At 72.7% G+C, this 23,276-nt stretch carries 21 protein-coding genes, 2 tRNA genes and 1 pseudogene; 10 read left to right on the forward strand and 14 right to left on the reverse strand.

The features are described 5' to 3' along the window. Positions 1-13: 13 nt before the first annotated feature. The 6 genes from ACYVDO_RS15905 to pepN all read right to left on the reverse strand — a co-directional run bounded on the left by ACYVDO_RS15905 (position 14) and on the right by pepN (position 7,997). Positions 14-1,429 carry an MFS transporter gene (locus tag ACYVDO_RS15905; RefSeq protein WP_460937664.1) on the reverse strand — a complete coding sequence of 472 codons (1,416 nt, stop codon included), beginning with the start codon at positions 1,427-1,429 and terminating at the stop codon, positions 14-16. Beyond that, a complete protein-coding gene (locus ACYVDO_RS15910) occupies positions 1,426-2,220 on the reverse strand; it encodes a glycerophosphodiester phosphodiesterase (protein ID WP_460937666.1) in 795 nt (264 codons plus the stop codon). The genes ACYVDO_RS15905 and ACYVDO_RS15910 overlap by 4 nt, the downstream gene beginning before the upstream one ends. A 75-nt stretch (positions 2,221-2,295) precedes the next feature. Then, a complete protein-coding gene (locus ACYVDO_RS15915; RefSeq protein ID WP_460937668.1) occupies positions 2,296-3,999 on the reverse strand; it encodes a glycoside hydrolase family 13 protein in 1,704 nt (567 codons plus the stop codon). A gap of 88 nt (positions 4,000-4,087) precedes the next feature. Further along, positions 4,088-4,486: a globin gene (locus ACYVDO_RS15920; protein WP_460937670.1), complete on the reverse strand. Its 399-nt coding sequence runs from the start codon at positions 4,484-4,486 to the stop codon at positions 4,088-4,090. A gap of 30 nt (positions 4,487-4,516) precedes the next feature. After that, complete coding sequence (locus ACYVDO_RS15925) at positions 4,517-5,440, reverse strand: mechanosensitive ion channel family protein (RefSeq protein WP_460937672.1); 924 nt, start codon at positions 5,438-5,440, stop codon at positions 4,517-4,519. After that, on the reverse strand, positions 5,433-7,997 hold the full coding sequence (gene pepN / locus ACYVDO_RS15930) for an aminopeptidase N (protein WP_460937674.1): 2,565 nt from the start codon (positions 7,995-7,997) through the stop codon (positions 5,433-5,435). Before pepN ends, ACYVDO_RS15925 begins: the two co-directional genes overlap by 8 nt. Positions 7,998-8,125: 128 nt before the next feature. On the opposite strand from pepN, the gene ACYVDO_RS15935 reads away from it, so the two are divergent. The 3 genes from ACYVDO_RS15935 (at position 8,126) to ACYVDO_RS15945 (ending at position 10,537) form a co-directional block, all read left to right on the forward strand. Then, positions 8,126-8,755 carry a mycothiol-dependent nitroreductase Rv2466c family protein gene (locus ACYVDO_RS15935; protein WP_460937676.1) on the forward strand — a complete coding sequence of 210 codons (630 nt, stop codon included), beginning with the start codon at positions 8,126-8,128 and terminating at the stop codon, positions 8,753-8,755. Positions 8,756-8,852: 97 nt separating this feature from the next. Next, positions 8,853-9,320, forward strand: a complete 468-nt coding sequence (locus tag ACYVDO_RS15940; protein ID WP_460937678.1) for a ribose-5-phosphate isomerase — start codon at positions 8,853-8,855, stop codon at positions 9,318-9,320. Positions 9,321-9,442: 122 nt separating this feature from the next. Further along, positions 9,443-10,537, forward strand: a complete 1,095-nt coding sequence (locus ACYVDO_RS15945; protein WP_460937680.1) for a SpoIIE family protein phosphatase — start codon at positions 9,443-9,445, stop codon at positions 10,535-10,537. A gap of 18 nt (positions 10,538-10,555) precedes the next feature. Here the strand turns inward: ACYVDO_RS15945 and ACYVDO_RS15950 are convergent, their stop codons facing one another. Further along, complete coding sequence (locus ACYVDO_RS15950; protein WP_460937682.1) at positions 10,556-11,068, reverse strand: DUF4395 domain-containing protein; 513 nt, start codon at positions 11,066-11,068, stop codon at positions 10,556-10,558. Positions 11,069-11,183: 115 nt separating this feature from the next. On the opposite strand from ACYVDO_RS15950, the gene trmB reads away from it, so the two are divergent. Further along, positions 11,184-11,840: a tRNA (guanosine(46)-N7)-methyltransferase TrmB gene (gene trmB, locus ACYVDO_RS15955; protein ID WP_460937684.1), complete on the forward strand. Its 657-nt coding sequence runs from the start codon at positions 11,184-11,186 to the stop codon at positions 11,838-11,840. A 235-nt stretch (positions 11,841-12,075) separates the two neighbouring features. Here the strand turns inward: trmB and ACYVDO_RS15960 are convergent. Next, positions 12,076-12,149, reverse strand: a tRNA-Pro gene (locus ACYVDO_RS15960). A gap of 83 nt (positions 12,150-12,232) precedes the next feature. Here ACYVDO_RS15960 and ACYVDO_RS15965 point away from each other — a divergent pair. Next, positions 12,233-12,306: transfer RNA gene (locus ACYVDO_RS15965), tRNA-Gly, on the forward strand. 173 nt (positions 12,307-12,479) lie between these two features. Here ACYVDO_RS15965 and ACYVDO_RS15970 read toward each other — a convergent pair. From ACYVDO_RS15970 to ACYVDO_RS15990, 5 genes are all read right to left on the reverse strand, one after another. After that, on the reverse strand, positions 12,480-12,806 hold the full coding sequence (locus ACYVDO_RS15970; RefSeq protein ID WP_460937686.1) for an SRPBCC family protein: 327 nt from the start codon (positions 12,804-12,806) through the stop codon (positions 12,480-12,482). Positions 12,807-13,085: 279 nt separating this feature from the next. Further along, on the reverse strand, positions 13,086-14,279 hold the full coding sequence (locus tag ACYVDO_RS15975) for a S53 family peptidase (protein WP_460937688.1): 1,194 nt from the start codon (positions 14,277-14,279) through the stop codon (positions 13,086-13,088). A gap of 282 nt (positions 14,280-14,561) precedes the next feature. Next, entirely contained in the window at positions 14,562-15,542 is a 981-nt protein-coding gene (locus tag ACYVDO_RS15980) for a zinc metalloprotease (protein WP_460937690.1), read from the reverse strand. Positions 15,543-15,646: 104 nt separating this feature from the next. Beyond that, positions 15,647-17,068 carry a dihydrolipoyl dehydrogenase family protein gene (locus tag ACYVDO_RS15985; protein WP_460937692.1) on the reverse strand — a complete coding sequence of 474 codons (1,422 nt, stop codon included), beginning with the start codon at positions 17,066-17,068 and terminating at the stop codon, positions 15,647-15,649. Continuing rightward, entirely contained in the window at positions 17,065-17,601 is a 537-nt protein-coding gene (locus ACYVDO_RS15990; RefSeq protein WP_460937694.1) for a hypothetical protein, read from the reverse strand. The genes ACYVDO_RS15985 and ACYVDO_RS15990 overlap by 4 nt, the downstream gene beginning before the upstream one ends. Positions 17,602-17,761: 160 nt before the next feature. Here ACYVDO_RS15990 and tig point away from each other — a divergent pair, with 160 nt between their 5' ends. Continuing rightward, the gene (gene tig / locus ACYVDO_RS15995) at positions 17,762-19,093 is read left to right on the forward strand and encodes a trigger factor (protein ID WP_460937975.1); all 1,332 of its coding nucleotides are present in this window, start codon (positions 17,762-17,764) and stop codon (positions 19,091-19,093) included. 127 nt (positions 19,094-19,220) lie between these two features. Beyond that, positions 19,221-19,670, forward strand: coding sequence for a hypothetical protein (locus tag ACYVDO_RS16000; RefSeq protein ID WP_460937696.1), 450 nt, complete (start codon positions 19,221-19,223; stop codon positions 19,668-19,670). On the opposite strand, the gene ACYVDO_RS16005 is transcribed toward ACYVDO_RS16000, so the two are convergent. Then, entirely contained in the window at positions 19,667-20,761 is a 1,095-nt protein-coding gene (locus ACYVDO_RS16005; protein WP_460937698.1) for a LacI family DNA-binding transcriptional regulator, read from the reverse strand. The genes ACYVDO_RS16000 and ACYVDO_RS16005 overlap by 4 nt on opposite strands. Positions 20,762-20,906: 145 nt before the next feature. On the opposite strand from ACYVDO_RS16005, the gene ACYVDO_RS16010 reads away from it, so the two are divergent. The 3 genes and pseudogenes from ACYVDO_RS16010 to ACYVDO_RS16020 all read left to right on the forward strand — a co-directional run. Next, entirely contained in the window at positions 20,907-22,148 is a 1,242-nt protein-coding gene (locus tag ACYVDO_RS16010) for an MFS transporter (RefSeq protein ID WP_460937700.1), read from the forward strand. Positions 22,149-22,192: 44 nt separating this feature from the next. Continuing rightward, a complete protein-coding gene (locus ACYVDO_RS16015) occupies positions 22,193-22,354 on the forward strand; it encodes a hypothetical protein (RefSeq protein ID WP_460937702.1) in 162 nt (53 codons plus the stop codon). Positions 22,355-22,380: 26 nt separating this feature from the next. Continuing rightward, positions 22,381-23,067: pseudogene (locus tag ACYVDO_RS16020) on the forward strand (UbiA family prenyltransferase); the annotation flags it as partial. Between the last annotated feature and the right edge of the window lie 209 nt (positions 23,068-23,276).

Consider the following 23,276-nt stretch of genomic DNA (forward strand, 5'->3'; position numbering starts at 1 on the left):
CGTGCCCGCGCCGTCAGCGGGCGCGGATGCGCGAGCCGGCGAGCGCCACGCAGGCCGCCACGACGCTGAGCCCGAGCCACATGGCGACGAAGACCGGCACGTCCTGCCCGGCGCGGGTGTGCAGCGCGGCGAACACGGCCCCGGCCGCCGCGATCCCGATCACCGAGCCCAGGACGTCGGCCAGCTGCAGCGACGACGAGGTGGCGCCGTGGTCGGCGGCCGGCGTGAGGGTGAGCGACAGGACCGACAGGCTGGCGGTGCCCAGCCCCATGCCGCTGCCGCACGAGACGAGGGCCACGGCGACCAGCCACGGGTGCCAGTCGAAGTGGGTGACCGCCACGACGCCGAGCAGGCCGGCCGTGAGCAGCACCCCGCCGGCGACGACGAGCCGGTCGCGTCGTCCCGCCCAGCGGTCGCGGCCCTGGACCCAGGAACCGGCCGACCAGCCCAGCGAGCCGACGGCCAGGATGGTCCCGGCGGTGCCGAGCGACTGGCCGCGCTCGTTCACGAGCATGAGCGGGATGTAGGTGATCGTGCCGAAGAACGAGCAGGTGAGCAGGAACCGGGCCAGCATCACGGACGGCAGCCCCCGCCGGGCCAGCCACGTCCCGGCGGGCAGCAGCAGCGGCGCCGCGACGGCGATGCCGACCAGCCCCACGACGGCCACGAGGGTCTGTGCCGGCCGCGGCTCGGACAGGTCGTGGGTGCCCCATTGCAGGGCGCCGGCGGACGCGGCGATGAGCAGCCCGAACCACGCCGCGCGGGTGTGCGCCCGGTGGTCGCGGCTCGACTCCTCCACCCCCGCGTCGGCCGCGGCGATCTGCGCCCGGCGGCTGAGCACCATCGCCGTGGCGACGACCACCGGGACCACGACGAGCCAGAAGACCCAGCGCCACGACCACGTCGTGGTCACCCAGGCCGCGATGGGCGGCCCGAGCAGCGACGGGAGGACCCAGGCGGCGGAGATCACGCTGAAGACCTTGGGGCGCAACGACTCCGGGTAGACCCGTCCGATCACGACGTACCCCGCGACGATGATCAGGCCCGCCCCCAGGCCCCCGACCCCGCGCCCGAGCAGGAACACCCCGAACGACCCGGACGCCCCGCACACGGCGCACCCGGCGGCGAACAGCAGCTGGCCGGCATACAGCGAGAGCAGCGGGCCGGCACGGTCGCACCAGACGCCGGCGAGCACGATGCCGAGCAGCTGGGTGGTGAGCATCACCGAGAAGGCGAGGCCATAGGACCGCACGGCGTCGAGCTCGCGCGCGGCCTGCGGCATGGCGGTGGAGACGGCCATGCCCTCGAAGGCGATGACGGTGATGAGGGCCACCAGGGCGACCGAGACGAGGGCGTATGCCGGCCCGAACACCCCCGCGCGACCGTCGCCGTCCGTCGTCCTGCGCGCAGTCGGTGCGGGGCTGGTCACCGGGTCAAGGGTACGCCGCGCTCGGCCAGCACGAGGGCAAGGGTGTCGATGCGGTCGGAGACGATCCCGTCGACGCCCAGGTCGAACAGCCGGTGCATCTCGCTCGCGTCGTCGACGGTCCAGACGTGGACGTGCTTGCCCAGGCCGTGGGCACGCTCGAGCAGCTCGGGGGTGACCAGCTCGACGCGTCGGCCGCCGACGACGTGGCCGGTGGGGACCTGCAGTGCCGCGGCCGGGGAGCGGAGCCAGGAACTGACGCGCGACGGCGCGAACCGCAGGGCCGCCACCTCCGCCGGCCCCGCGGAGGTGGCCAGCCGCGGTCCCACGAGCCGGCGCACGGCCCGCAGCCGGCGGTCGGAGAACGACCCCACGCAGACCCGGTCGACGGCGTCGTGGCGCCGGATCACCTCGGCGAGCGGGGCGATCGCGCCGGGAGCCTTGACGTCGATGTTGAGCCGGGTGGTGGGCAGCTCCTCCAGCAGGTCCGAGAGGAGGGGGATCGGCTCGGTGCCGTCGATCCGGGCCGAGCGCACCTCGGACCAGGGCAGGTCGGCGATCCGCCCGGACCGGTCGGTGACGCGGTCGAGGACGGCGTCGTGGAAGGCGAGCAGGACACCGTCGGCCGTGGCGTGGACGTCGGTCTCCAGGTAGCGGTAGCCGAGGTCCACGGCTCGCCGGAACGCCGCCAGGGTGTTCTCGAGGCGCACGTTCTCGGCGAGCTTGGCCCCACCCCGGTGGGCGAGACCGACCGGCGTGGGGGCGTCGAAGTACGCGAAGTCGGCGGCTCGCACGACGTCAGTCTGCCGTGCGAGCCGCCGCCCGGCTCAGGAGACGGAGTGCGGCTGGCGCCATCCCCGCGGGTTGGGTCAGGAGGCGGTGGCCCACACGGTGGTGTCGGTGGGCACGCGGCCGTCGTCGGTCAGGGGCCCGGAGGCGACCAGGACCGTCGCGCCCTCGGGCAGCGCCACCGCCTCGGCGCCGAGGTTGGCGAGCACCAGAGTGCGCTCGCCCTGGCCGGTGTTGACCAGCGCCACGACGTCGTCGCCGTAGCCGGCGACGTCGAGCAGCCCACCGGTGCCCAGCTCGCGCTCACGCCGCACGCGCAGCAGGGCGCGGTACAGCTCGAGGGTCGAGCCCTCCACGCCCACCTGCTGGTCCACGGCGTACTCGCCGTAGACCTCCGGCTGGGGCAGCCACGTCGCCGCGGACGGTCCGAAGCCGAACGACGGCGCGTCCTTCACCCACGGCATCGGCACGCGGCACCCGTCGCGCCCGATCTCCTTGCCGTGGGTGCGGATGAAGGTGGGGTCCTGGCGGAACTCGGCCGGCATGTCGGTGGAGTCCGGCAGGCCGAGCTCCTCGCCCTGGTAGAGGTAGGAGCTGCCCGGCAGGGCGAGCATCAGCGTCGTCGCCGCGCGGGCGCGGCGCAGGCCGAGCTCGCGGTCGGGCTGCGGGTCCTCGGCGCTGATGCCGTTGGGGCGGCGGTCGCCGACCGCCAGGCCGAGCCGGGACGCGTGGCGGACCGTGTCGTGGTTCGACAGCACCCAGGTGCTCGGGGCCCCGACGGAGTCGGCCGCCTCCAGCGAGGAGTCGATGACGGCGCGCAGGTCGGCCGCGCGCCACTGCGACTGCAGGAAGTCGAAGTTGAAGGTCTGGTGCATCTCGTCGCCGCGGACGTAGCGGACGGCGCGCTCCTGCGGGCGCACCCAGGCCTCCGCGCACAGGATCCGGTCGGGCGAGCCGTAGCCGTCGAGGATCTTGCGCCAGTCGCGGTAGATCTCGTGCACGCCGTCCTGGTCCCACATCGGGGGCTTGGGCGCGCCGGGCTTCAGCTCGCCGTCGAGGATGTGCAGCTCGGCGTCGTAGTCCGGCAGCCCGGGCTCCTTGACGAGGCCGTGGGCCACGTCGACGCGGAAGCCGTCGATGCCCCGGTCGAGCCAGAAGCGCAGGATCGACTCGAACTCGGCGCGCACCTCCTCGTTGTCCCAGTTGAGGTCTGGCTGCTTGGAGTCGAACAGGTGGAGGTACCACTGGCCGGGCGTGCCGTCCGCCTCGGTGACCCGGGTCCAGCCGGCCCCGCCGAAGACGGAGTGCCAGTCGTTGGGCGGCTGCTCCCCGGCCGGGCCGCGGCCGTCGCGGAACATGTAGCGGTTGCGCTCGGGGGAGCCGGGGGCGGAGGCGAGGGCCGCCCGGAACCACACGTGCTCGTCGGAGGTGTGGTTGGGCACGAGGTCGACGATCACCTTGAGGCCGAGCTCGTGGGCGCGCGCCACCATGGCGTCCGCGTCCGCGAGGGTCCCGAAGAGCCGGTCGACCTCGCGGTAGTCGGCGACGTCGTAGCCGGCGTCCGCCTGGGGGGAGGTGTAGAAGGGGCTGAACCACACCGCGTCGACGCCGAGGTCGCGCAGGTGCTCCAGGCGGGCGGTCACGCCGGGCAGGTCGCCCACGCCGTCACCGTCGGAGTCGGCCCAGGACCGCGGGTAGATCTGGTAGATCACGGCGTGCCGCCACCAGGCGGCGTCGGCGGAGTCGGCGGGGTGGACGAGGTCCGTGGAGAGCGTGTCAGTCACGGGGGACCATGCTCCCGCATGGCTGCCACCGGACGAAATCGGGCGCGCACCGTGGCCGTATGCCGGTCAGCCGGGCGGGCGCGTGCCCCTACTCGTCGTCGAGCGAGTTCACCAGCGAGTGGGCAGCGCGCTCGAGGTAGTCGCGCAGGAGCAGGTCGTCGGCCGGGGCCAGGTCGAGGGTGTCCACCGCGGCCATCATGTGCCGCAGCCACCGGTCGCGCTGGGCCGCGGTGACCTTGAACGGGTGGTGCCGCATCCGCAGGCGTGGGTGACCGCGCTGCTCGGAGTAGGTCGTCGGCCCGCCCCAGTACTGCTCGAGGAACAGCCGCAGCCGGTCCTCGGCCGGGCCCAGGTCCTCCTCCGGGTACAGCGCCCTCAGCGGCTCGTCCTCGGCCACGCCCCGGTAGAACTCGTGGACCAGCTTGCGGAAGGTCTCGTGGCCGCCCACCTGGTCGTAGAAGCTCGTCGGCCGTCCCGCGGGAATCATCGGCACAGTGTGTCACCCACCCGCCGCGGCTCAGGCCGGAGGTGGGGCGAAGGGCGCCATCGGCGGTCCCTTGACGCCCGCCTCGTCGAAGGCGGCCTTGACCCGCTCGCGGATCTCGCGCGAGACCCCGAACTGCTGCATCGGCGCGGTCTTGGCCAGCACCCGGATGGTGACCGTGGCGCCGACCACGGACTCCACGCCGAGCACCTGCGGCTCCTCGAGCAGGTTGTCCTGCCAGGCCGGGTCGGCGTCCAGCCGGTGCAGGACGTCGCGGATGAGGGGGATCACCCTCTCGAGGTTCTCGGAGTAGCTCACCGGGATGTCGACCAGCGCCGTCGACCAGCCCTGGCTCTTGTTGCCGATCCGCACGACCTCGCCGTTGCGGATGTACCAGACGACGCCCTGGCCGTCGCGCAGCCGCGTGACGCGCAGCGAGACCTCCTCGACGGTGCCGATCGCCTCACCGGTGTCGATGACGTCACCCACGCCGTACTGGTCCTCGAGGATCATGAAGACGCCGGACAGGAAGTCCTTGACCAGGCTCTGCGCGCCGAAGCCCAGCGCGACGCCGCCGACCCCGGCCGAGGCCAGCACCGGCCCGAGCGGGATGTTCACCATCTGCATCACGGTGAGGATGGTGATCAGCGCGATCACGAAGGTGACGATGCTGCGCAGCAGCGACCCCATCGTCAGCGTCCGCTGGCGGTGCCGCTCGAGGGCCGTCCCGGTCGCCGAGGCGATGGCGCGGCGCGTCCGGCCCGGTTCCTGCTCCCGGCGGGCGTCCGCCCGGGCGAGGGTCACCTGCACGGTCCGGCTGATCGAGCGCAGCAGCACCCACCGCGCCACCAGGGCGAGGAGGATGACGACGACGATCTGCAGCGGCGTGCCGAGGAACCAGTCCAGGGTCCCCTGCCAGGTCAGCCGGGTCAGCTCGTGGACGAACTGCTCAAGCATCGGCGTCCCGGGCCTGGGCCCGCAGGGCGCGGGCGACCGGGTCGCGGTTCTCGACCACGAGGCGGCGCAGGGCGGCGGGGGCGTCGGGGTGGCTGTCCAGCCACTGCTGGGTCGCGTCGTGCAGCTCCTGGCTGGCCAGCGCCATCGGGTAGAAGCCGGTCACGAGGATCTCGATGATGGCGTGCGACCCCTTGGACTCCACGGTGTCGAGCATCTCGTGGTAGCGCGCGACGTAGGGCTCGAGCAGGGACAGGTCGTGCACCGTGCCGAAGCCCAGGGCGATCGCCTCGATCACCGAGTTGGGCAGACCCTCCTCCTCGACCGCGCGCCGCCACGCGGCGGCCTTCATCTCGGGGGTGGGGATCGCCGCGAGGGCGCGGGCCCAACGCTCGCGTCCGGTGGCGGTGTTGTCGCGCTCCTTCTCGGCGTCGACCTCGTCCTCGTTGGCGGCGCCGACGCCGGCCAGCGCGGTCAGCAGCGTCCAGCGCATGTCGGTGTCGACGGCAAGGCCCTCGAGGACCTGGGAGCCTTCGTAGAGGCCACGCAGCCACACGGCGTGGTCCCCGCCCGGCTGCACCCCGGCATACGTCGTCACCAGCTGGAGCTGGGCGTCGCTGCCGGGCGTCGCCGCCTCGGCGAGGGCGCGCAGCCGTGCGGAGGCGGTCGACACCGCCTCGGACCTGTGGTCGGGGGCGACGTACATCTCCAAGGTGGTGCGCAGCTGGCCGAGCAGCGTGCGCAGCATGGTCGAGTTGCTCTCGCCCGCGAGGGTGGTGAGCACGAGGTCGACGAAGTCGCGGCCGGCCATCTCGGCGTCTCGGGTCATGTCCCACGCGGCCCCGAGGACGAGGGCCCGGGGAAGGCTGTCGACGAACGAGCGGGTGTGCGCCAGGGCCGTGGCGAGCGAGCGCTCGTCGAGGCGGATCTTGGCGTAGGCGAGGTCGTCGTCGTTGACCAGCAGCAGGTCGGGGGCCGGGCGACCCACGAGGTCCGGCACCTCGGTGCGTTCCCCGTCGACGTCGAGCTCCACCCGGTACGTGCGCACGAGGGAGGTCGTGCCGTCCTCGGCGGTCTGCACGTCGTAGAGGCCCACGGCGAGGCGGTGCGGGCGCAGCGTGGGGTACTCCTCCACCGCGGTCTGCTCGATGACGACCGAGGACAGCAGGCCCTGGTCGTCGGTCCCGACGACGGGGCGCAGGGTGTTGACGCCGGCGGTCTCGAGCCAGAGCTTGGACCAGGCGCCGAGGTCACGGCCGGAGGTGGCCTCGAGCTCGGAGAGCAGGTCGTCGAGCGTGGTGTTCCCCCAGGCGTGCTTGGCGAAGTACGCCCGGAGGCCGTCGCGGAACGGCTCGCGGCCGACGTAGGCGACCAGCTGCTTGAGCACCGACGCGCCCTTGGCGTAGGTGATGCCGTCGAAGTTGACCTCGACGTCCTGCAGGTCGCGGATCGGCGCCACGATCGGGTGCGTCGAGGACAGCTGGTCCTGGCGGTACGCCCACGCCTTCTCGGCGATGCCGAAGGTGGTCCAGGCGCTCTCCCACTCGGTGGCCTCGGCCTGGCAGGTGGTCGACGCCCACTCGGCGAACGACTCGTTGAGCCACAGGTCGTTCCACCACTTCATGGTGACGAGGTCGCCGAACCACATGTGCGCGAGCTCGTGCAGGATCGTCACGCCGCGGCGCTCGACCATCGCCTCGGTCACCTTGGACCGGAAGACGTAGATCTCGCTGATGGTGACCGCGCCGGCGTTCTCCATCGCGCCCATGTTGTACTCGGGCGTGAAGAGCTGGTCGTACTTCTCGAAGGGGTACTCGCAGTCGAACTCCTCCTCGAAGAAGGCGAACCCCTTCTTGGTGAGGTCGAAGACGTTGTCGGCGTCGAGGAACTCGAGCATCGAGCGGCGGCAGAAGATGCCCAGCGGCACCGAGCCCTTGCGCGTTTGCACCTCGTCGCGCACCACGGCATACGGTCCGGCGACGAGGGCGGTGATGTAGCAGGACATCCGCGCGGTCGGGGCGAACGCCCAGGTCGCCACGCCGTCACGCACGGGCGCCGGCTCGGGCGAGGGGGAGTTGGACACGACCTGCCAGTGGTCGGGGGCGGTGACGGTGAAGCCGTAGGTCGCCTTGAGGTCGGGCTGCTCGAACACCGCGAACACGCGGCGGCAGTCGGCCACCTCGAACTGGGAGTAGAGGTAGACCTCGCCGTCCACCGGGTCGACGAGGCGGTGCAGCCCCTCACCGGTGTTCATGTATGCCGCGGTCGCGTCGACCGTCAGCGTGTTCTGCTCCGCGGTGGTCGGGATCGTGACCCGCACGCCGTCGAAGTGGGTGCCCGGGTCGAGCGCCTCGCCGTTGAGGGTGATCGCCTCGACCGACGGCGCGATGAGGTCGATGAACGTGCCCTCGCCGGGCCGGGCGCTCGTGAAGGTGACCGTCGTCGTGCTGCGGAACGTCGTCTCGGACGTGGTGAGGTCGAGGGCGATGTCGTAGTGGTCGACGTGCACGAGGCCGGCGCGGGTGGTCGCCTCGTCGCGGGTCAGGTTCTTGCCAGGCACAAACAGCTCCTGCGGTGGGTGTCCAGGGGTCGGCCCATCCTGTCACGGCAGACCGACCCGTCGGGGGCGCACCCGGACCACCCGCCACCCGCCGCGACCCGGCGCGGGGCCAGTGGCAGGATTGCGGTGTGAGTGTTGAGACCGACGTATCGACCACCCGTTCCGCCGCCGAGTTCTGGTTCGACCCGCTGTGTCCGTGGGCGTGGATGACCTCTCGCTGGATGATGGAGGTCGAGAAGGTCCGCCCCGTGGACGTGACCTGGTCGGTGATGAGCCTGTCCGTCCTCAACGAGGGCCGCGACCTGCCCGAGGAGTACCGGGCGATGATGGACAAGGGCTGGGGTCCCGTCCGCGTGGTCATGGCCGCCCGCAAGCTCCACGGCGAGGAGGTCACCAAGCCGCTCTACGACGCCATGGGGACCCGGATCCACCTCGGCGGCGAGAAGGACTTCAGCACGGTCATCGTCCCCGCCCTCGAGGAGGTCGGCCTGCCGGTGGAGCTCGCGGAGTACGCCGACAAGGACGACTTCGACGCGGACCTGCGGGCCAGCCACCAGCGCGCGATCGACCTCGTCGGCGACGACGTGGGCACGCCGGTCGTCGCGGTCAACGGCGAGGCGTTCTTCGGCCCGGTCGTGACCCCGGCCCCCAAGGGGGAGGCAGCCGGGAAGCTGTGGGACGGCTGCGTCCTCGTCGCCGGCACCCCGGGCTTCTACGAGCTCAAGCGCAGCCGCACCGTCGGCCCGATCTTCGACTGACGACGACAGCGCGAGGATCGCAGCGAGCGCCAGCGAGCGAGGACCGGAGCGCCGAGGAGTCAGGCGCACAAGTACAGGCTGAGACCAGGAGAAACCCATGCGCGTCCACATCGGCGGCGACCACGCGGCCTACGACCTGCTGAACGAGCTCGTCGCGTTCCTGGAGGCGGAGGGGCACGAGGTGACCAACCACGGCGCCCACTCCTACGACGCCGAGGACGACTACCCGGTCTTCGTGCTGCGCGCGGCCGAGGCGGTGGCGGCCGACCCCGAGTCGCTGGGCGTGGTGCTCGGCGGCTCGGGCAACGGTGAGCAGATGGCGGCCAACAAGGTCGCCGGCATCCGGGCGGCCCTGTGCTACAACACCGAGCTGGCCCAGCTGGCGCGCGAGCACAACAACGCGCAGGTCATCTCGATCGGCGGCCGGATGAACACCGTGGAGGAGGCCAAGGACATGGTCCGCACCTTCCTCGCGACCCCGTTCTCGAAGGCTCCGCGGCACGAGCGCCGGATCGAGATGGTGTCCGAGTACGAGGCGTCGGGGACGCTTCCGCCGCTCTCCTGATCTGTGGAAATGCTGCTGGCGCGCTGAGCGCGCCACTACTGTGTGGCTCGGGGCTGGAAGGGGCCACCCCAGCCGCGACGTCGCGGGGCCGCCGCCCCCGCCTGGCCGAAGGACCTCAACACGTGGACGTCGACCGGACGCTGCTCGTACGCCGGGCGCTCGCGTCCCGGGTCCAGCGCGGCCGCGCCCGGTGGCTGCGCTGGGGGAACACCGGGACCATGGCCGTCCTGCTGCTCGCTGCCGTCGCGTTGTTCTGGTCGATGTCCCGCTGGCCGTCGGTGGTGCCGTTCACCGGGTACGTGCCGGTGGCGGTCGTGGCGGGGCTCTTCCTGCCGCCGCGCCTGCTCGCGGTCGTCGACGTGGGCGTGCTGGCCCTGGCCGCCGTGACGGTCGTCCAGCGGGACGCCCCGACCACGCTCGTGGGCGCCCTCGTGGTACTGGTGGTCATGATGGTCCTGATGTTCTGGGTGGCCGCCTCCCGGGCCCGGTTGGGGGTGCAGGGCACCCTCGGAGAGTCGATGCTGGTCGACCTGCGGGACCGGCTGCGCACCCAGGGCGAGCTGCCGCCGCTGCCGCAGGGCTGGGGGGCCGAGCTCGCGGTGCTCTCCGCCTACGGCGACTCGTTCTCGGGCGACTTCCTGGTCACGAGCAAGACCGACTCGGTGCTCGAGCTCGTCCTCGTGGACGTCTCCGGCAAGGGGGTCGGGGCGGGCACCCGGTCGCTGCTGCTGTCCGGGGCGTTCGGGGGGCTGCTGGGCTCGATGCCGGTCGAGCGCTTCCTGCCCGCGGCCAACTCCTACCTGTTGCGCCAGTCCTGGGACGAGGGCTTCGCCACCGCTGCCCACGCCATGATCGACCTGGCGACCGGGGAGTTCAGCGTCGGGTCGGCCGGTCACCCGCCGGCCGTGCGGTTCAACGCCGGGTCCGGGCGCTGGGAGGTGCTCGAGGGCGACGAGGGGCCGGTGCTCGGCGTCACCGAGGGGCTGAGCTTCCCGCGCATCCAGGGCCGGCTGGGTCGCGGCGACGCGCTGCTGCTCTACACCGACGGGGTCATCGAGGTGCGTGACCGCGACCTGCGCGACGGCATCGACCGCATGCTCGGGACGGCCGAGCGGATGATCTCCGGAGGGTTCGAGGGCATGGTCGCCCGGATGTGCGCGGCAGCCCGGGCCGGCGAGACCGACGACCGTGCGGCCGTGCTGGTCTGGCGCCGCTGACCCTCCGGGGGCTGGTGCTCAGGCGGTGGGGGTGGGCTGGGCCGTGGTGCGTGCTGCCGCCCGGCGCCCGATGTTGGCGCACTCGACGCAGACCGACTCGGGGATGAGCCCGAGCCGCATGAGGCCGGCGAAGGCCAGGCAGCCCACGCAGATGCCCGCGAGCGCCTCGAGCGCGGGGAAGACCACCATGACAACGCCGATGACGACGACGGGGACGGCCTCGCCGGCGAGCCAGGACCCGGTTGCGGCCAGGGTCAGCACGGCGCCGATGGTGGCCGCGAACCGCTTCGGCGGACCAGCCGTGTAGCGCGGCGCGGCAGCCACGCGCGGGCGGACGAAGCGGCCGACGAACCGGGCGACCGGGCTGGCGGAGGGACCCCAGCCGGCCCGCAGCACGAAGTCGGCGGCCAGCACCGCATACAGCCACCACTGGTGCGCGGCCAGCGCGAGGACGCCCAGGACGAGCACGACACCGGCGATGAGCCGGACGGTGACGTCGTCGACGATGTTGGGGAACCGGGAGATGCGCATACTCCCATTATGGATCAGATAACGAATGGTTATCACGTGGGGTCCGTCACGCGGACGGGCTCGTCTCCCCGGGGCTGCGACCAGGGCGCCCGCAGTGGTCTGCCACGCTGGGGACGTGGACGAGACGGGGCACGTGCGCAGCTACAACGCACGACGCGGGCGGCTGTCGGCGCTGACGCTCGAGCGCGTGGAGGCACTGTTCCCGCGCCACCAGATCCCCGACGGGCCGCTGCAGCCGGCTGTCGCCTTCGGCCGCGTGGCGCCGGTGGTGCTCGAGATCGGCTGTGGGCACGGTGCGGCGGCGGTCGCGTATGCCGAGACCCACCCCGAGCACGACCTGCTGGCGGTCGACGTGTTCACCCCTGCGCTCGCGCGCATGCTCGCGGAGGCGGACCGCCGCGGGGTCGGCAACCTGTGGCTGCACCAGGGCGACGCCGTCGCGCTGCTGCGCGACCGTGTCACCCCCGGGTCGCTCGCCGCCGTGCACCTGTTCTTCCCCGACCCGTGGCCCAAGGCCAAGCACGCCAAGCGCCGGTTCGTCGCGCCCTACACCCTCGACCTGGTCGCCTCCCGGCTCGAACCCGGCGGACACCTGCTCGTGGCCACCGACCACGAGGTGTATGCCGGGCACGCCCGGGCTGAGCTCGCGGCCCATCCGCGGTTCCGGGTGACCGAGGGGGAGCGGCCAGCCTGGCGGCCGCGGGACGGGTTCGAGGCCAAGGGCCTGGCCGCCGGGAGACGGGTCACCGAGCTCCGCGCCGACCTCGTCTGAACTGCCCGGCGGCCGTCGGGGTAGCCGGAGCCGCCGTCGCGGTCGCGCCTCGTTCCTCGGCGCGCCGCTCCGGCTCCCTGCATCCGGCTTCCCCGCCACACAGCGTCGCAAGCTCCGCTGTCGTGTCGGGGTAGCCGGAGCCGCCGTCGCGGTCGCGCCTCGTTCCTCGGCGCGCCGCTCCGGCTCCCTGCATCCGGCTTCCCCGCCACACAGCGTCGCAAGCTCCGTTGTCGTGTCGGGGTAGCCGGATTTGAACCGGCGGCCTTCCGCTCCCAAAGCGGACGCGCTACCAACCTGCGCCATACCCCGTCGCTCGCAGGTGTCGATTTCATCCCAGCGGAGCGCGGCCATTAGGCTAACGCCTCGGATTCGCGACGCCGTCGCGGGGCCGCGCGGGTGTAGCTCAATGGTAGAGCCCCAGTCTTCCAAACTGGCTACGCGAGTTCGATTCTCGTCACCCGCTCCACATCCCCCACAGGAGCCGGCCGCCCCAGGTGGGGCGCCGCCCTCCGGGTCAGGACTCGATCGCCTTCTTGAGGTTGGCCAGCACCGTGTCGAGGTCCCGGTCGCCGTTCCAGCCGACGTGGTCCATCAGCTCGCCGACGAAGGGGACGCTCAAGGTCCAGCCAAAGGACATCGTCAGCTTCGTCCCACCGTCCTCGGGCTCGACGGTCGAGGTCCAGACCCCACCGGTGTTCGCGTGGTCGACGATGCGCTCGTCGGCACGTACTCCTGACGGGTGAACACCCACTCCACGTGGAACAGCAGGAGCATCCGGCCCATCATCCGGAAGGTGGACCCCACCCCGTCCGGGGTCTGGTGCACCTCCGCCAGGGCCATGTGGCGCCGCCACTCCTCGTCGAACGCCTCCAAGAAGTGGTGCGGGTCCTGGACGTAGCCGAAGACCTTCTTCACGGGCGCATCGATGTCGATGCTTCGCGTGTGCAGCTGCTTGACCGTCGCCATGGAAATCCTCCTGTCGTCGTCCCACCCGGCCGCGCCATGCGCCCCATCGCCTGCGTGCAGGCTCCCCGACTCGAACCTAGGTCGGGCTGACGGCGCCGACAGGGCCGGAAGGCCCGGTGGGCGCGACCGGCGCTGCCGACGGGCCGCTGCCGAGACCGCACGACGTCGGCGGCACGACGTCCCGGCGTCACGGCAGCACGGCCCGCCACCGGGTCGGTGGCGGGCCGTGGTCGTCCCGTCGGTCAGGGCCCGGGACGGCCCTGACGGGTCAGGCGGTCCTCAGAAGGCGCTGGTGCCGTTCGGGGTGCCCAGGCCGGTCGGGCCGTCCCAGCCACTGCCTGCCGTGCACCACGAGGCGCAGCTGCCGTTGCTGCCCGATGTCACGTCGAACAGGCCCGCGGAGTTGGCGTACGGGAGGGTGTTCGCGTAGCCGGCCGTGTTGCCGGACAGGGCGTAGACCGAGGCCACGATCGGCGAGGAGAGGCTGGTCCCGCCGTACTGCGCCCACCCCGAGCTGGACCTGCTCGACGGTGCGTAGACCGCGAGACCGGTGTTCGGGTCGGCGACCGCGGACACGTCCGCGATGGCGCGCCCGGAGCAGCTCGTCATGGCGCTGGTCTGGCCGCTCGGGGCGGCGTTGAGGGTGGTGCAGCCGGAGCCGGCACCGCTCCAGGCGGACTCGGTCCACCCACGGGCGTTCGACGCGGCAAACAGCGACGTCCCGCCCACCGCGGTCACGTAGTGCGACGACGCCGGGAAGCTGCCGCCCTGGTAGCCGTTGTCACCGGTGGAGGCCGTCACGGCGACACCCGGGTGGTTGTAGTAGCTGCCGTAGCTGCTGTCGGCGAGGTCGCCGCCGCCGTAGGAGTTGGAGATCGCCACGACGCCGGGCTGCTTGGCGGCCGTGTTCACCGCGGCGCCCAGGTTGGTGAGGCTCGACGACGAGGCCTGGACGAGGACGATCCTGCAGCTCGGGCACGCAGCCGACACCGCGTCGAGGTCGAGCGCCTGCTCCTGGGCCCAGCCGTTGTCGTAGCGGGGCAGGCTCGTGCCACCGGTCTGGTTCATGATCCTCAGGCAGCCGTTGGCGGTGGTGCAGGCGGAGAGTCCAAACTGGGACCGGTAGACGCCAAGGTCCTGCTCGGCCTTGGCGTAGCCGTAGGCGTCGACGATGGCGACGGTGCGACCACCGGACGACAGCCCCGTCAGCTTGTACGCCGCCTGGATGTCCGCGGGCGTCTTGCCCGAGATGGCGGCCGGGGTCACGGTCCTGCCACTGGGGCCCACGGGCGTGCCGTGGTCGTCGACGAGCTTGAGGGCGTCGCACGCGGCGACGGTGGGGGACGTCGGTGCACTGCACACTCGCGCCGCGTGGGCGCGGGGTGGGACGGCCGAGGCGGACGTGGCCGCGGTGGCGGCCAGGCCCGTGGTCGCCGTGGCGGCGAGCGCCACGGCGAGGAGCTGCTTGCGCATGGTCTTCTCCTGCATGGGGGCAGGGGCGACGGCTGTCGTCCCGGGCCGAATCTGTGCGGGATCCCCATGCGACACAAGGCTTCTCGACAAGTCCGGAAGGACTTGTCAGAACTTGGCCCGCCCTTTTCCCAGAAATGGCCCGGGTTCGTGACGGATGTCATTGGCGTGGGAGCGCATCGTGGCGCAGTGCCCGCACCCCCTCTGACCTGCGAAAAGGCCGCGGACGAGGCCGCGCCGCGGGGAGCAGCTGCTCCCCGCGGCGCGTCCGTGTCCGGCGTGGTGTCAGCTGCCCTTGCCGCCGCCGGCGCGGAACTGCTGCCACGCGTCGCTCATCCGGTCGGCCTGGCCGGGGGTGAACATGTTCATGCAGGAGTCCTGCGTGTAGTCCATGAAGTTGTGGATCGGGTCCAGCCCGGGCGCAGGGCAGGTGTCGGCCCCCTCGGGGCAGTTGAACTGGGGCATCGCCTCCGGGGCCGTGTCGGCGACCCAGTCGCCGTTCGCGGCACACCCGTGGGCGAAGGTGTGCTCGAGCATCAGCCAGTGCCCCACCTCGTGGGTGAGCGTGTCGCCCTCGCCGTACTTCCAGGCCTTCGTCGGGTCGTCAGGGTTCACGCCACCGGGCATCGACTCGTCGAGCATGACGACCCCGTCGATGTAGTCGCGGCCGTTGTTGTACCCCTTGGGGAAGTAGGCCCAGCCGAGCAGCCCGCCCCCGATGTTCCCGGCATACACGTTGAGGGTCCGGGCGTCACCCTCGTACAGGGCCGCCTTCATCTCCTTCTCGACGCCCTGCTTGCTCGGGACGACGGTGTACCAGGCCGGGTTCACCGACCAGGTCACCTTCGACAGCGAGAAGCGGAACGGGGTGTCGGCCGCGTCCGCAGCCGTGGCCCCGGAGTAGGAGTCGTTCAGCACCTTCATCTGCGCGGAGATCAGCGACTGCCAGCGGGCCTTCTCGGCCGGTGAGTTCTCGTGGTCGGAGACCATGTGGAACACGACCGGCACGGTCACCGAGCCCGCCGGCAGCGTCGGACGGTCCTTGAGCACGCCGTACGCGTTGGCCTGGTTCCTGGGGTAGAGCTCGGGCTCCGCGGCGGTCGCCCCGGGCTTCACGCGCGCTGCGCTGCCGGCCCCGTCGCACGCGGCGACTCCGGGAGAGGGGGTGGCGGCTGCGCTCACGGAGGCTGCGCTGCCGGAGCCGAGCAGGGCCAGGGCCGCGGTGGCGGCCAGGGCGCAGAGGCGTAGTGGTGTGCGGACGGGCATGGGTGGTCCCTTCTGTTCCGGTCCCCGTGCGGAGGGGCTCGTCGCGGACGCTACCCGGGCCGTGGCTGCGGCGGAACCCCCCGACGACACGGCGTCGCCGCAGGTCAGAGCCCGTACTCCTCGAGCAGTCGCAGCCAGATCTCGCTCATCGTGGGGTACGACGGCACCGCGTGCCACAGCCGCTCGAGCGGCACCTCACCGACGATCGCGACCGTGGCGGAGTGCACCAGCTCCGCGGTGTCCTGTCCCACGAAGGTGGCACCGACCACCATGCCCCGGTCCTCGTCGACGACCATCCGCGCCTGTCCCTGGTAGCCCTCGGCCTGCAAACCGGCGCCCGCGGCGCTGTCCATGGGGACGTCGACCACCCGCACCCGCAGACCCCGTTCGCGCGCTTCGGCCTCCGTCAGGCCCGCAGCCGCCACCTCGGGATCGGTGAAGACGACCTGCGGCGAACCGAGCGAGGCAGCGTACGGCGTCATCCCGGGCCCGTCGTCCGGCCGTCCGGTGGCGCGGGCCGCGACGAGGTCGCCGACGGCCCGCCCCTGGTACTTGCCCATGTGCGTGAGCAGCGCGATCCCGGTGACGTCTCCGACGGCATAGAGCCACGGGTCGCCCTCGGGGCCCTGCACCTCCAGGCGCTCGCTGACCTCGACGTAGCCCGCCTTCGAGGTTCGGGCCCCCACGGTGTCGAGCCCGAGCCCGCGCGTCGCGGGGGTGCGGCCGACCGCCACCAGCAGCTCGTCGGCGACGACGCTCGAGCCGTCGGACAGGGCCACCGTCACCTCGCCGGATCCTCCGGGTCGGTCGACCGACTCGGCCTTGGTGGAGAGCCGCACGTCGACCCCCTCGGCCTCGAGGGCCGCGGCCACGGCCTCACCGGCGAACGCCTCGTGCCGGCCGAGCAGGCCAGGGGCCTGCTCGACCACCGTCACCCTGGAGCCCAGGGCGGCGTACACCTGGGCCAGCTCGGCCGCGACGACGCCGCCACCGAGGATGGCCAGGCGGTCCGGGACGGTACGCGACGTGGTGGCCTCGCGGTTGGTCCACGGGTTCGCGGCCCGCAGCCCGGGCAGGTCCGGGACCGCCGGGGCGCTGCCCGTCGCCAGGATGACGGCGTGCCTGGCGCGCAGCGAGCGTTCCCCCACCTCGACGGTGCGCACGCCGGTGACCCGGGCCTCACCGCGCACGAGGTCGATCCCCGCGTGGTCGAGCCAGCCGACCTGGCCCGAGTCGTCGAACGTATCGCTCGTGCCGACCCGGTTCACCCAGGCGTCGCGACGCGCGAGCACGCCGTCGCGGTCGATCCGCGCGCCCTCGGAGCCCTGCACGCGCTGGGACGCGTGGGTGGCGTGGATGGGGCGCAGGAGCGCCTTGCTGGGGGAGCAGGCGTAGAAGCTGCACTCCCCACCCACGAGGTGCTTCTCCACGATCGCGACCGTCAGGCCGCCCTTGCGCGCGCGGTCGGCGGCGTTCTCACCGACCGGTCCCGCGCCGATGACGATGACGTCGTACTCGTCGCTCATGACAGGAGTGCTCCGTTCTGGCCGGGCTCGCGGCCGTGCATGGTGTCGGTGAGGAAGGACCGGCCGCCGTCACGGTCCAGGGCCCGCTCGACGCGCCCGAGGACCCGCGCCCCCGGCCACACGTGCAGCAGCAGGAGCGCGAGGCTGAGCACGACCCCGATGACGACCGTCATGCCGGTCTGCGGCGTCACGACGAAGCCGAGGACGATGCCGACCACGGCGACCGCCTCGCAGAGGGCGAGCCGCACGAAGGTCGACTGCTGCATCGCCAGCCGCCCCGCCGTCGCCGCCTCCCGGGCAGGGGTCGCGGGGGCGATCGCGGGGACCCGGTACCCGACGGCCGTGCACAGCAGGTGGGCCACCACCGCGAGGGCGCCGAGCAGCCACGGCACCCAGGTGGGCGGGTAGCCGTGCAGGCCGAGCACGACGCCCCCGAACAGCACGGCGAGGACGACCAGGCCGCCCAGCACGGCGGCGACGGTCGTCTGCAGGGCCCGCAGCGGCGTGCCGGGCGTCGTGGCGGGGATCGTCATGGTCGCCACCCTAGGAGGGAAGGTGCGGACCGCGCTCGACGGCGGGTTCGGCTCAGCGCTCGTGGACGGCTAGCATGAGCGGTGGCCCGGTCGACCGTGAGAGCACGTGCCGCGAACCCCGGGTCCTTCCCTTTGCCCCACGAGCATGGAGTACCGCGCAGTGAAGAGTGCCGTCGAGACCCTCAACCCGACCCGGGTCAAGCTGACCGTCGAGGTCCCGTTCGAGGAGCTCAAGCCGAGCCTCGACGCGGCGTACGCGACGATCGGCAGCCAGATCCAGGTCCCCGGCTTCCGCAAGGGCAAGGTCCCCAGCCGCATCATCGACCAGCGCGTCGGCCGCGGTGCCGTCCTGCAGGAGGCCGTCAACGAGGCGCTTCCGCAGTTCTACGGCCAGGCCGTGGAGGAGAACAAGGTCCGCCCGATCGGCCAGCCGGAGGTGGACGTGACCGAGGTCCCGGCCGAGGAGGGCCAGGAGCTCAAGTTCACCGTCGAGGTCGACGTGCGCCCCGAGGTCACGCTGCCCGAGGACTTCAGCACCATCACCGTCGAGGTCGACGAGGCCAAGGCCTCCGACGAGGACGTCGAGGAGCGGCTGGTCGCCCTGCAGGAGCGGTTCGGCACCCTCAAGGGCGTCGAGCGCGCGGTCGAGGACGGCGACTTCGTCTCGATCGACCTGCGCGCCGTCATCGGCGACGACGAGATCGACTCGGTCACCGGCATCTCCTACGAGGTCGGCAGCAAGAACATGCTCGACGGCCTCGACGAGGCCCTCGTCGGCATGGAGTCCGGCGAGACCAAGAACTTCACCGCGCCGCTGGCCGGCGGTGACCGGGAGGGCGAGGACGCCGAGGTGACCGTGACCGTGCAGTCGGTCAAGGTGCGCGAGCTCCCGGCGCTCGACGACGACTTCGCCCAGCTGGCCTCGGAGTTCGACACCCTGCGCGAGCTGCGCGAGGACGTCACCAAGCAGGCCGAGCGCGCCAAGAAGTTCGAGCAGGGGGTCCAGGCCCGGGACAAGGTGCTGGAGCACCTGCTCGACACCCTCGACATCCCCGTGCCCGACGCCATCGTCGAGGCCGAGGTGCACGCCCACCTCGAGGGCGAGAGCCGGCTCGAGGATGACGAGCACCGCGCCGAGGTCGACGCCAGCACCCGCAAGGCTCTCAGGGCCCAGTTCCTGCTCGACGCCATCGCGGAGCGCGAGGAGGTCAGCGTCGAGCAGCCCGAGCTGATCGAGTACCTCGTCATGTCGGCCCAGCAGTACGGCATGGACCCCAACCAGTTCGCGCAGGCCATCGACCAGCAGGGCCAGGTCCCGGCCATGGTCGCCGAGGTCGCCCGCCGCAAGGCGCTCGCCGCGGTGCTGGAGAAGGCCACCGTCGTCGACACCGCCGGCACCCAGATCGACCTCAACGAGGTCACCGCGACGGATGTCGCCTCCGAGCTCGTCGAGGGTGACGACGACGACCACGAGGGCCACGACCACGCCTGAGCCCCACGGGCGCCGGTGACCACGGCGTCCCAACCGCACGCAAACGTATGCCGTGCACCCGTCGCGGGTGCACGGCATACGTCATTGGCCTGATGGCTGGGGGCGCCCCGGCGCCCGACCATGAGCCATGGACCAAGCTGCCTTCCACAAGTTGCGGCTGGCCGTGCAGGAGAACGCCCACCCGGCCGAGGCCCTGCACGCCCGCCAGCTCAAGCGGTTCGTCGAGTCGGCCCTGGAGGAGAGCGGCCTCTTCGCCGAGGTCGAGCTCGGGCGCACCGACGACGTCGACCGGCTCGTCATCGGCGTGTGCCGGTGCGCGGCCGACGTGCTGCCGTGGGAGGCCGGGATGGCCCTCGAACGGATCTGGATGACGGCCGTCGTGGACGCCCGCTGGGAGGCCCACGCGGTGGCGTGCACCGAGAGCATCATGGAGTTCGAGGGAGCCTTCACGGTCGACGACAGCGGCAGCTACGTCACGCTGCAGGTGGTCGCCGAGCCCCCGCTCGTCGCGGCGCCGTCGCCGACGACCACGACGGGGGCCGTCAACGGGGCGGACGCGGCAGGGGCCCGGGCCTAGGAGCCGGAGGGCGACGGGGACGCGTCCGGCGGGGGAGCGGTCGTCGATCCCACGCGCAGGGTGGTGGGGTGGACGGCCGCCTTCGGCTGCCGGTCGTCGAGCAGCTCGCGGACCATCGCACCGAGCCGGCGGCCCTTGGCCTCGCCCTGCTGGTCGACGGTCGTCAGGACACCGTCGAACCACGGCAGGTCGACACCGTCGAACCCGGTGACGCTGAGGTCCTCGGGCACGCGCAGGCCCACGTCCGCGGCGGCCCGGACCACGCCCATCGCGAGCAGGTCGGACTGCGCGACGACCGCGGTCGGTCGCTGCCCGGGTGGCAGCGCCAGCAGGGGACGCACCGCGAGCGCAGCCTGCTCGACGTCGGGCATCGAGGTCTGCACGAGGGGCAAGTCGGGCCCGAACACGTCGACGAAGCCCAGGGCCCGGTCGCGGGTGTCGACGAAGACACCGGCCGCGACGTCCGTGAGCGTGGCGGGGCCGGTCGCGGAGTCGGGCCCCAGCGGCATGAGCAGGTGCGCGACCCGGCGGTGGCCGAGGTCGTGGACCAGGCGGGACACCTCGGCCGACGCCCCACGGTTGTCGAGGGAGAGGTTGACGACCCGCGGGTCGGCGGGGGAGCCGTCGCCGATCATGGGGATGCCGCGTGCGGCGAGGTGGTCGACCGCAGGGTTGGTGTCGGGGCCGCAGAGTGAGAAGACGACCGCGTCCAGGGCGGCCGACCCGAGGTGGGCGACGGCCCGGTCCGGGTCGCCCGCCGGCTGGGCGATGAGGAGCATGCCTGCGGGGACCTCGTCGAGGACCTGGGACAGGCCGTCGAGCACGGACACCGCGAACGGGTCGCGGAAGGCGTGCCCCAGCCGGCCCTCGACGACGACGCCCACCACGCCGGACCGGCCCTGCCGCAGCGAGGAGGCGAGCGGGTCCGGGCCGGTGTAGCCCAGCTCGGCCGCCGCCGCGAGGACCCGCTCCACGGTCTCGGGCGCGACCGGGCCCTTGCCGCTGAAGGCCAGCGAGGCCGTGGAGGTGGAGACCCCGGCGGCGTCGGCGACCGCGCGCAGGGTCACGCGCGGTTGACGGGGACCGGTCATGGGGGACAGACTATCGAATCGATTCGATCAAAACGATTCGACCGCAGTTTCCCTGCCTTCCGCCGCAGGATCTGCGCCTTCCACCGCAGGCATCCGCCTTCGACCACAGACCTCCCGCCCCGACCCGAACTCCCGAAAAGCCCCAGTGACCCAGACCCTCGCCCCCGACCTCGCCCGCGTCCGCACCGCCCGCAACGCGGTCTTCGTCGTCTTCGCCCTCGCCGGCGTCGTGTTCTCCTCCTTCGCCTCGCGCATCGCCGACAGCAAGGCCGAGCTCGGCCTCAGTGCCGGCCAGCTGGGCCTCACGCTCGTCGCGGCGTCCTGCGGGTCGGTGCTGGCCCTGCCCTTCGCGGGCCGGGTCGCGGACCGGATCGGCGCGGCGCGCACGGTGGTGGCCGGCATGGTGGTCGCGGGGGTGGGGCTGGTCACGGTCGGTGTAGCCGTCGACGTGGCGCGCTCGCGCCCGCTCATGGCCGTGGGGCTCTTCCTCCTCGGCATGGCCGTCGGGCTGTGGGACGTCGCCATGAACCTCGAGGGGGCGGCCGTCGAGCGGCTCCTGGGTCGCACGGTCATGCCGCACTTCCACGCCGCCTTCTCCGGCGGCACGGTGGTGGCCGCGCTGGCCGGGTCGTTCATGTCGTGGGCCGGTGTGCCCCTCGTGCCGCACTTCCTGGGCGCGCTCGTCGTGACCGCGGTGCTCGGCTGGTGGGGTGTCCGCGCGTTCCTGCCGAGGGTGGTCGAGGAGGACCCCGCGGTGACGGGGGACGGCGGCCGTGCCGCCGCGCCGGTCAAGCCGCGTTCGGCCTGGCTGGAGCCGCGCACCCTGATGATCGGCATGGTCGTCCTCGCTGCGGCCTTCACCGAGGGCACGGCCAACGACTGGATCGCCGTCGGCTTCGTCGAGGGCCACGGCCTGCCCGCGTGGGCCGGCGTGCTCGCGTTCGCGGTGTTCCTCAGCCTCATGACGCTGGGCCGGATCCTCGGCACCGGCCTGCTCGACCGCCACGGCCGGGTGCCCGTCCTGCGCGCGACGTTCGCACTGGCGGCGGTCGGCTCTTTGATGGTCATCTTCGGCAACCCGGTGCTGGCCTACCTCGGGACCGCGGTCTGGGGTGTGGGCGCGTCCCTCGGCTTCCCCGTCGGCATGAGCGCCTCGGCCGACGACCCGGCCCGGGCGGGTGCCCGGATGTCCGTCGTGGCCACGATCGGTTACACCGCCTTCCTCGCCGGCCCGCCGCTGCTGGGCTTCCTCGGCGACCACTTCACGGTGCTCAAGGCCCTGCTCGTCGTCACGGCCATGGTGTTCCTGGCGATGCTCGTCATCCCCGCCACCCGCGAGAGCGAGGCCCTCGTGCCGGACGCCCGGGAGCCTGCCGCGGCTGAGTAGCAGGACGGATGTCCTCCGACCGGACACGCCCCTACCGTCCCGCCATGGAGAAACCGCCGCCGAGACCCCCTGGCTCCTCCGGGGGCCGCGTCCTGACCGTCGTCGCCGTCACCGTGGTCGCGCTCGCCCTGGCCGCGGGCCTCGCCTGGGTGGGCTTCCTGGTCTTCGTCGTCGTGGCCATGGGCTCCTACGGGAGCAACAAGTGACGGCGTACGCGCGGGTCGCGTGGGCGATGGTCCGCCCGCCCGTGCTCCTGCTCCTGGTGCTGTATGCCGCGTGCGGACTCACCGTGGCCGGCTCCGCCTCGTCGTGGGCCCTGCTGCGGGTGGTGCTCGTGCTCGTGCCGTTCCTGGTCTACTCGGCTGTCGTCAACGACCTGGCCGACGCCCGCATCGACGCCGTCAACCTCCCTGACGACGCGCGCAGGGTGCTGGTCGGCGGTCGGGTCCACCGTGCGCAGCTGCGCACGGTCGCCGCCACCGCGCTCGTCGGGACGCTCGGTGCCGCGGCATGGCTCGGCCCCGGCGCGGCCCTGGTGACGGCCGCCGGCCTGGCCGTGAGCACGGCATACTCCGCCGGCCCAGTGCGCCTGGCCGAACGGGGCGCGCTCGCGTCGCTCACGCTGCCGGCGCTCTACGTCGCGGCGCCCTACCTGCTGGGGCTGCTCGCCGCGCGGGGCGCGGTGCGCACCGTCGACCTGCCCTTCCTCGGGGCGCTCTACGTCGGGTTCATCGGGCGGATCCTGCTCAAGGACTTCCGCGACGTGCGCGGTGACACGCTGTTCGGCAAGCGGACGTTCCTCGTGCGCCACGGGCGGGTCGTCACCTGCGGGGTGAGCGCCGCCTGCTGGGTCGCCGCGTCGGTGCTCGCGCTCGTCCGGTCGCCCCACCGCACGACGACGACCGTCGTCGGCACGGTGCTGGGGACCCTCGCAGCCCTGCACCTGCTCCGGGTCCTGGCCGGCGACCCGGGCCACCGCCGCGAGGAGTGGGTGGTCTCGGCGCTGGCCATCGTCGGCCGGGGGACGGTGCTGGTCCTGCTCGTGCCGCTCGCGTCGGCCGCGGCGGGGAGCCCGTCCGTGCCGGCCGAGCTGGTCGCGGCCGGGGTCGTCGTGCTCAGCCTGGGCCA

The sequence above is a fragment of the Phycicoccus ginsengisoli genome (assembly GCF_054779295.1).

Bases quoted from the DNA above. Each gene is read 5' to 3' on its own strand.
- ACYVDO_RS15940 (WP_460937678.1), top strand. From the start codon at position 8,853: ATGCGCGTCCACATCGGCGGCGACCACGCGGCCTACGACCTGCTGAAC.
- ACYVDO_RS15970 (WP_460937686.1), bottom strand. From the start codon at position 12,806: ATGGCGACGGTCAAGCAGCTGCACACGCGAAGCATCGACATCGATGCG.
- ACYVDO_RS15985 (WP_460937692.1), bottom strand. From the start codon at position 17,068: ATGAGCGACGAGTACGACGTCATCGTCATCGGCGCGGGACCGGTCGGT.
- ACYVDO_RS15990 (WP_460937694.1), bottom strand. From the start codon at position 17,601: ATGACGATCCCCGCCACGACGCCCGGCACGCCGCTGCGGGCCCTGCAG.
- ACYVDO_RS16005 (WP_460937698.1), bottom strand. From the start codon at position 20,761: ATGACCGGTCCCCGTCAACCGCGCGTGACCCTGCGCGCGGTCGCCGAC.
- ACYVDO_RS16000 (WP_460937696.1), top strand. From the start codon at position 19,221: ATGGACCAAGCTGCCTTCCACAAGTTGCGGCTGGCCGTGCAGGAGAAC.
- ACYVDO_RS15950 (WP_460937682.1), bottom strand. From the start codon at position 11,068: ATGCGCATCTCCCGGTTCCCCAACATCGTCGACGACGTCACCGTCCGG.
- ACYVDO_RS15980 (WP_460937690.1), bottom strand. From the start codon at position 15,542: ATGCCCGTCCGCACACCACTACGCCTCTGCGCCCTGGCCGCCACCGCG.
- ACYVDO_RS15975 (WP_460937688.1), bottom strand. From the start codon at position 14,279: ATGCGCAAGCAGCTCCTCGCCGTGGCGCTCGCCGCCACGGCGACCACG.
- ACYVDO_RS16015 (WP_460937702.1), top strand. From the start codon at position 22,193: ATGGAGAAACCGCCGCCGAGACCCCCTGGCTCCTCCGGGGGCCGCGTC.
- ACYVDO_RS15925 (WP_460937672.1), bottom strand. From the start codon at position 5,440: ATGCTTGAGCAGTTCGTCCACGAGCTGACCCGGCTGACCTGGCAGGGG.
- ACYVDO_RS15920 (WP_460937670.1), bottom strand. From the start codon at position 4,486: ATGATTCCCGCGGGACGGCCGACGAGCTTCTACGACCAGGTGGGCGGC.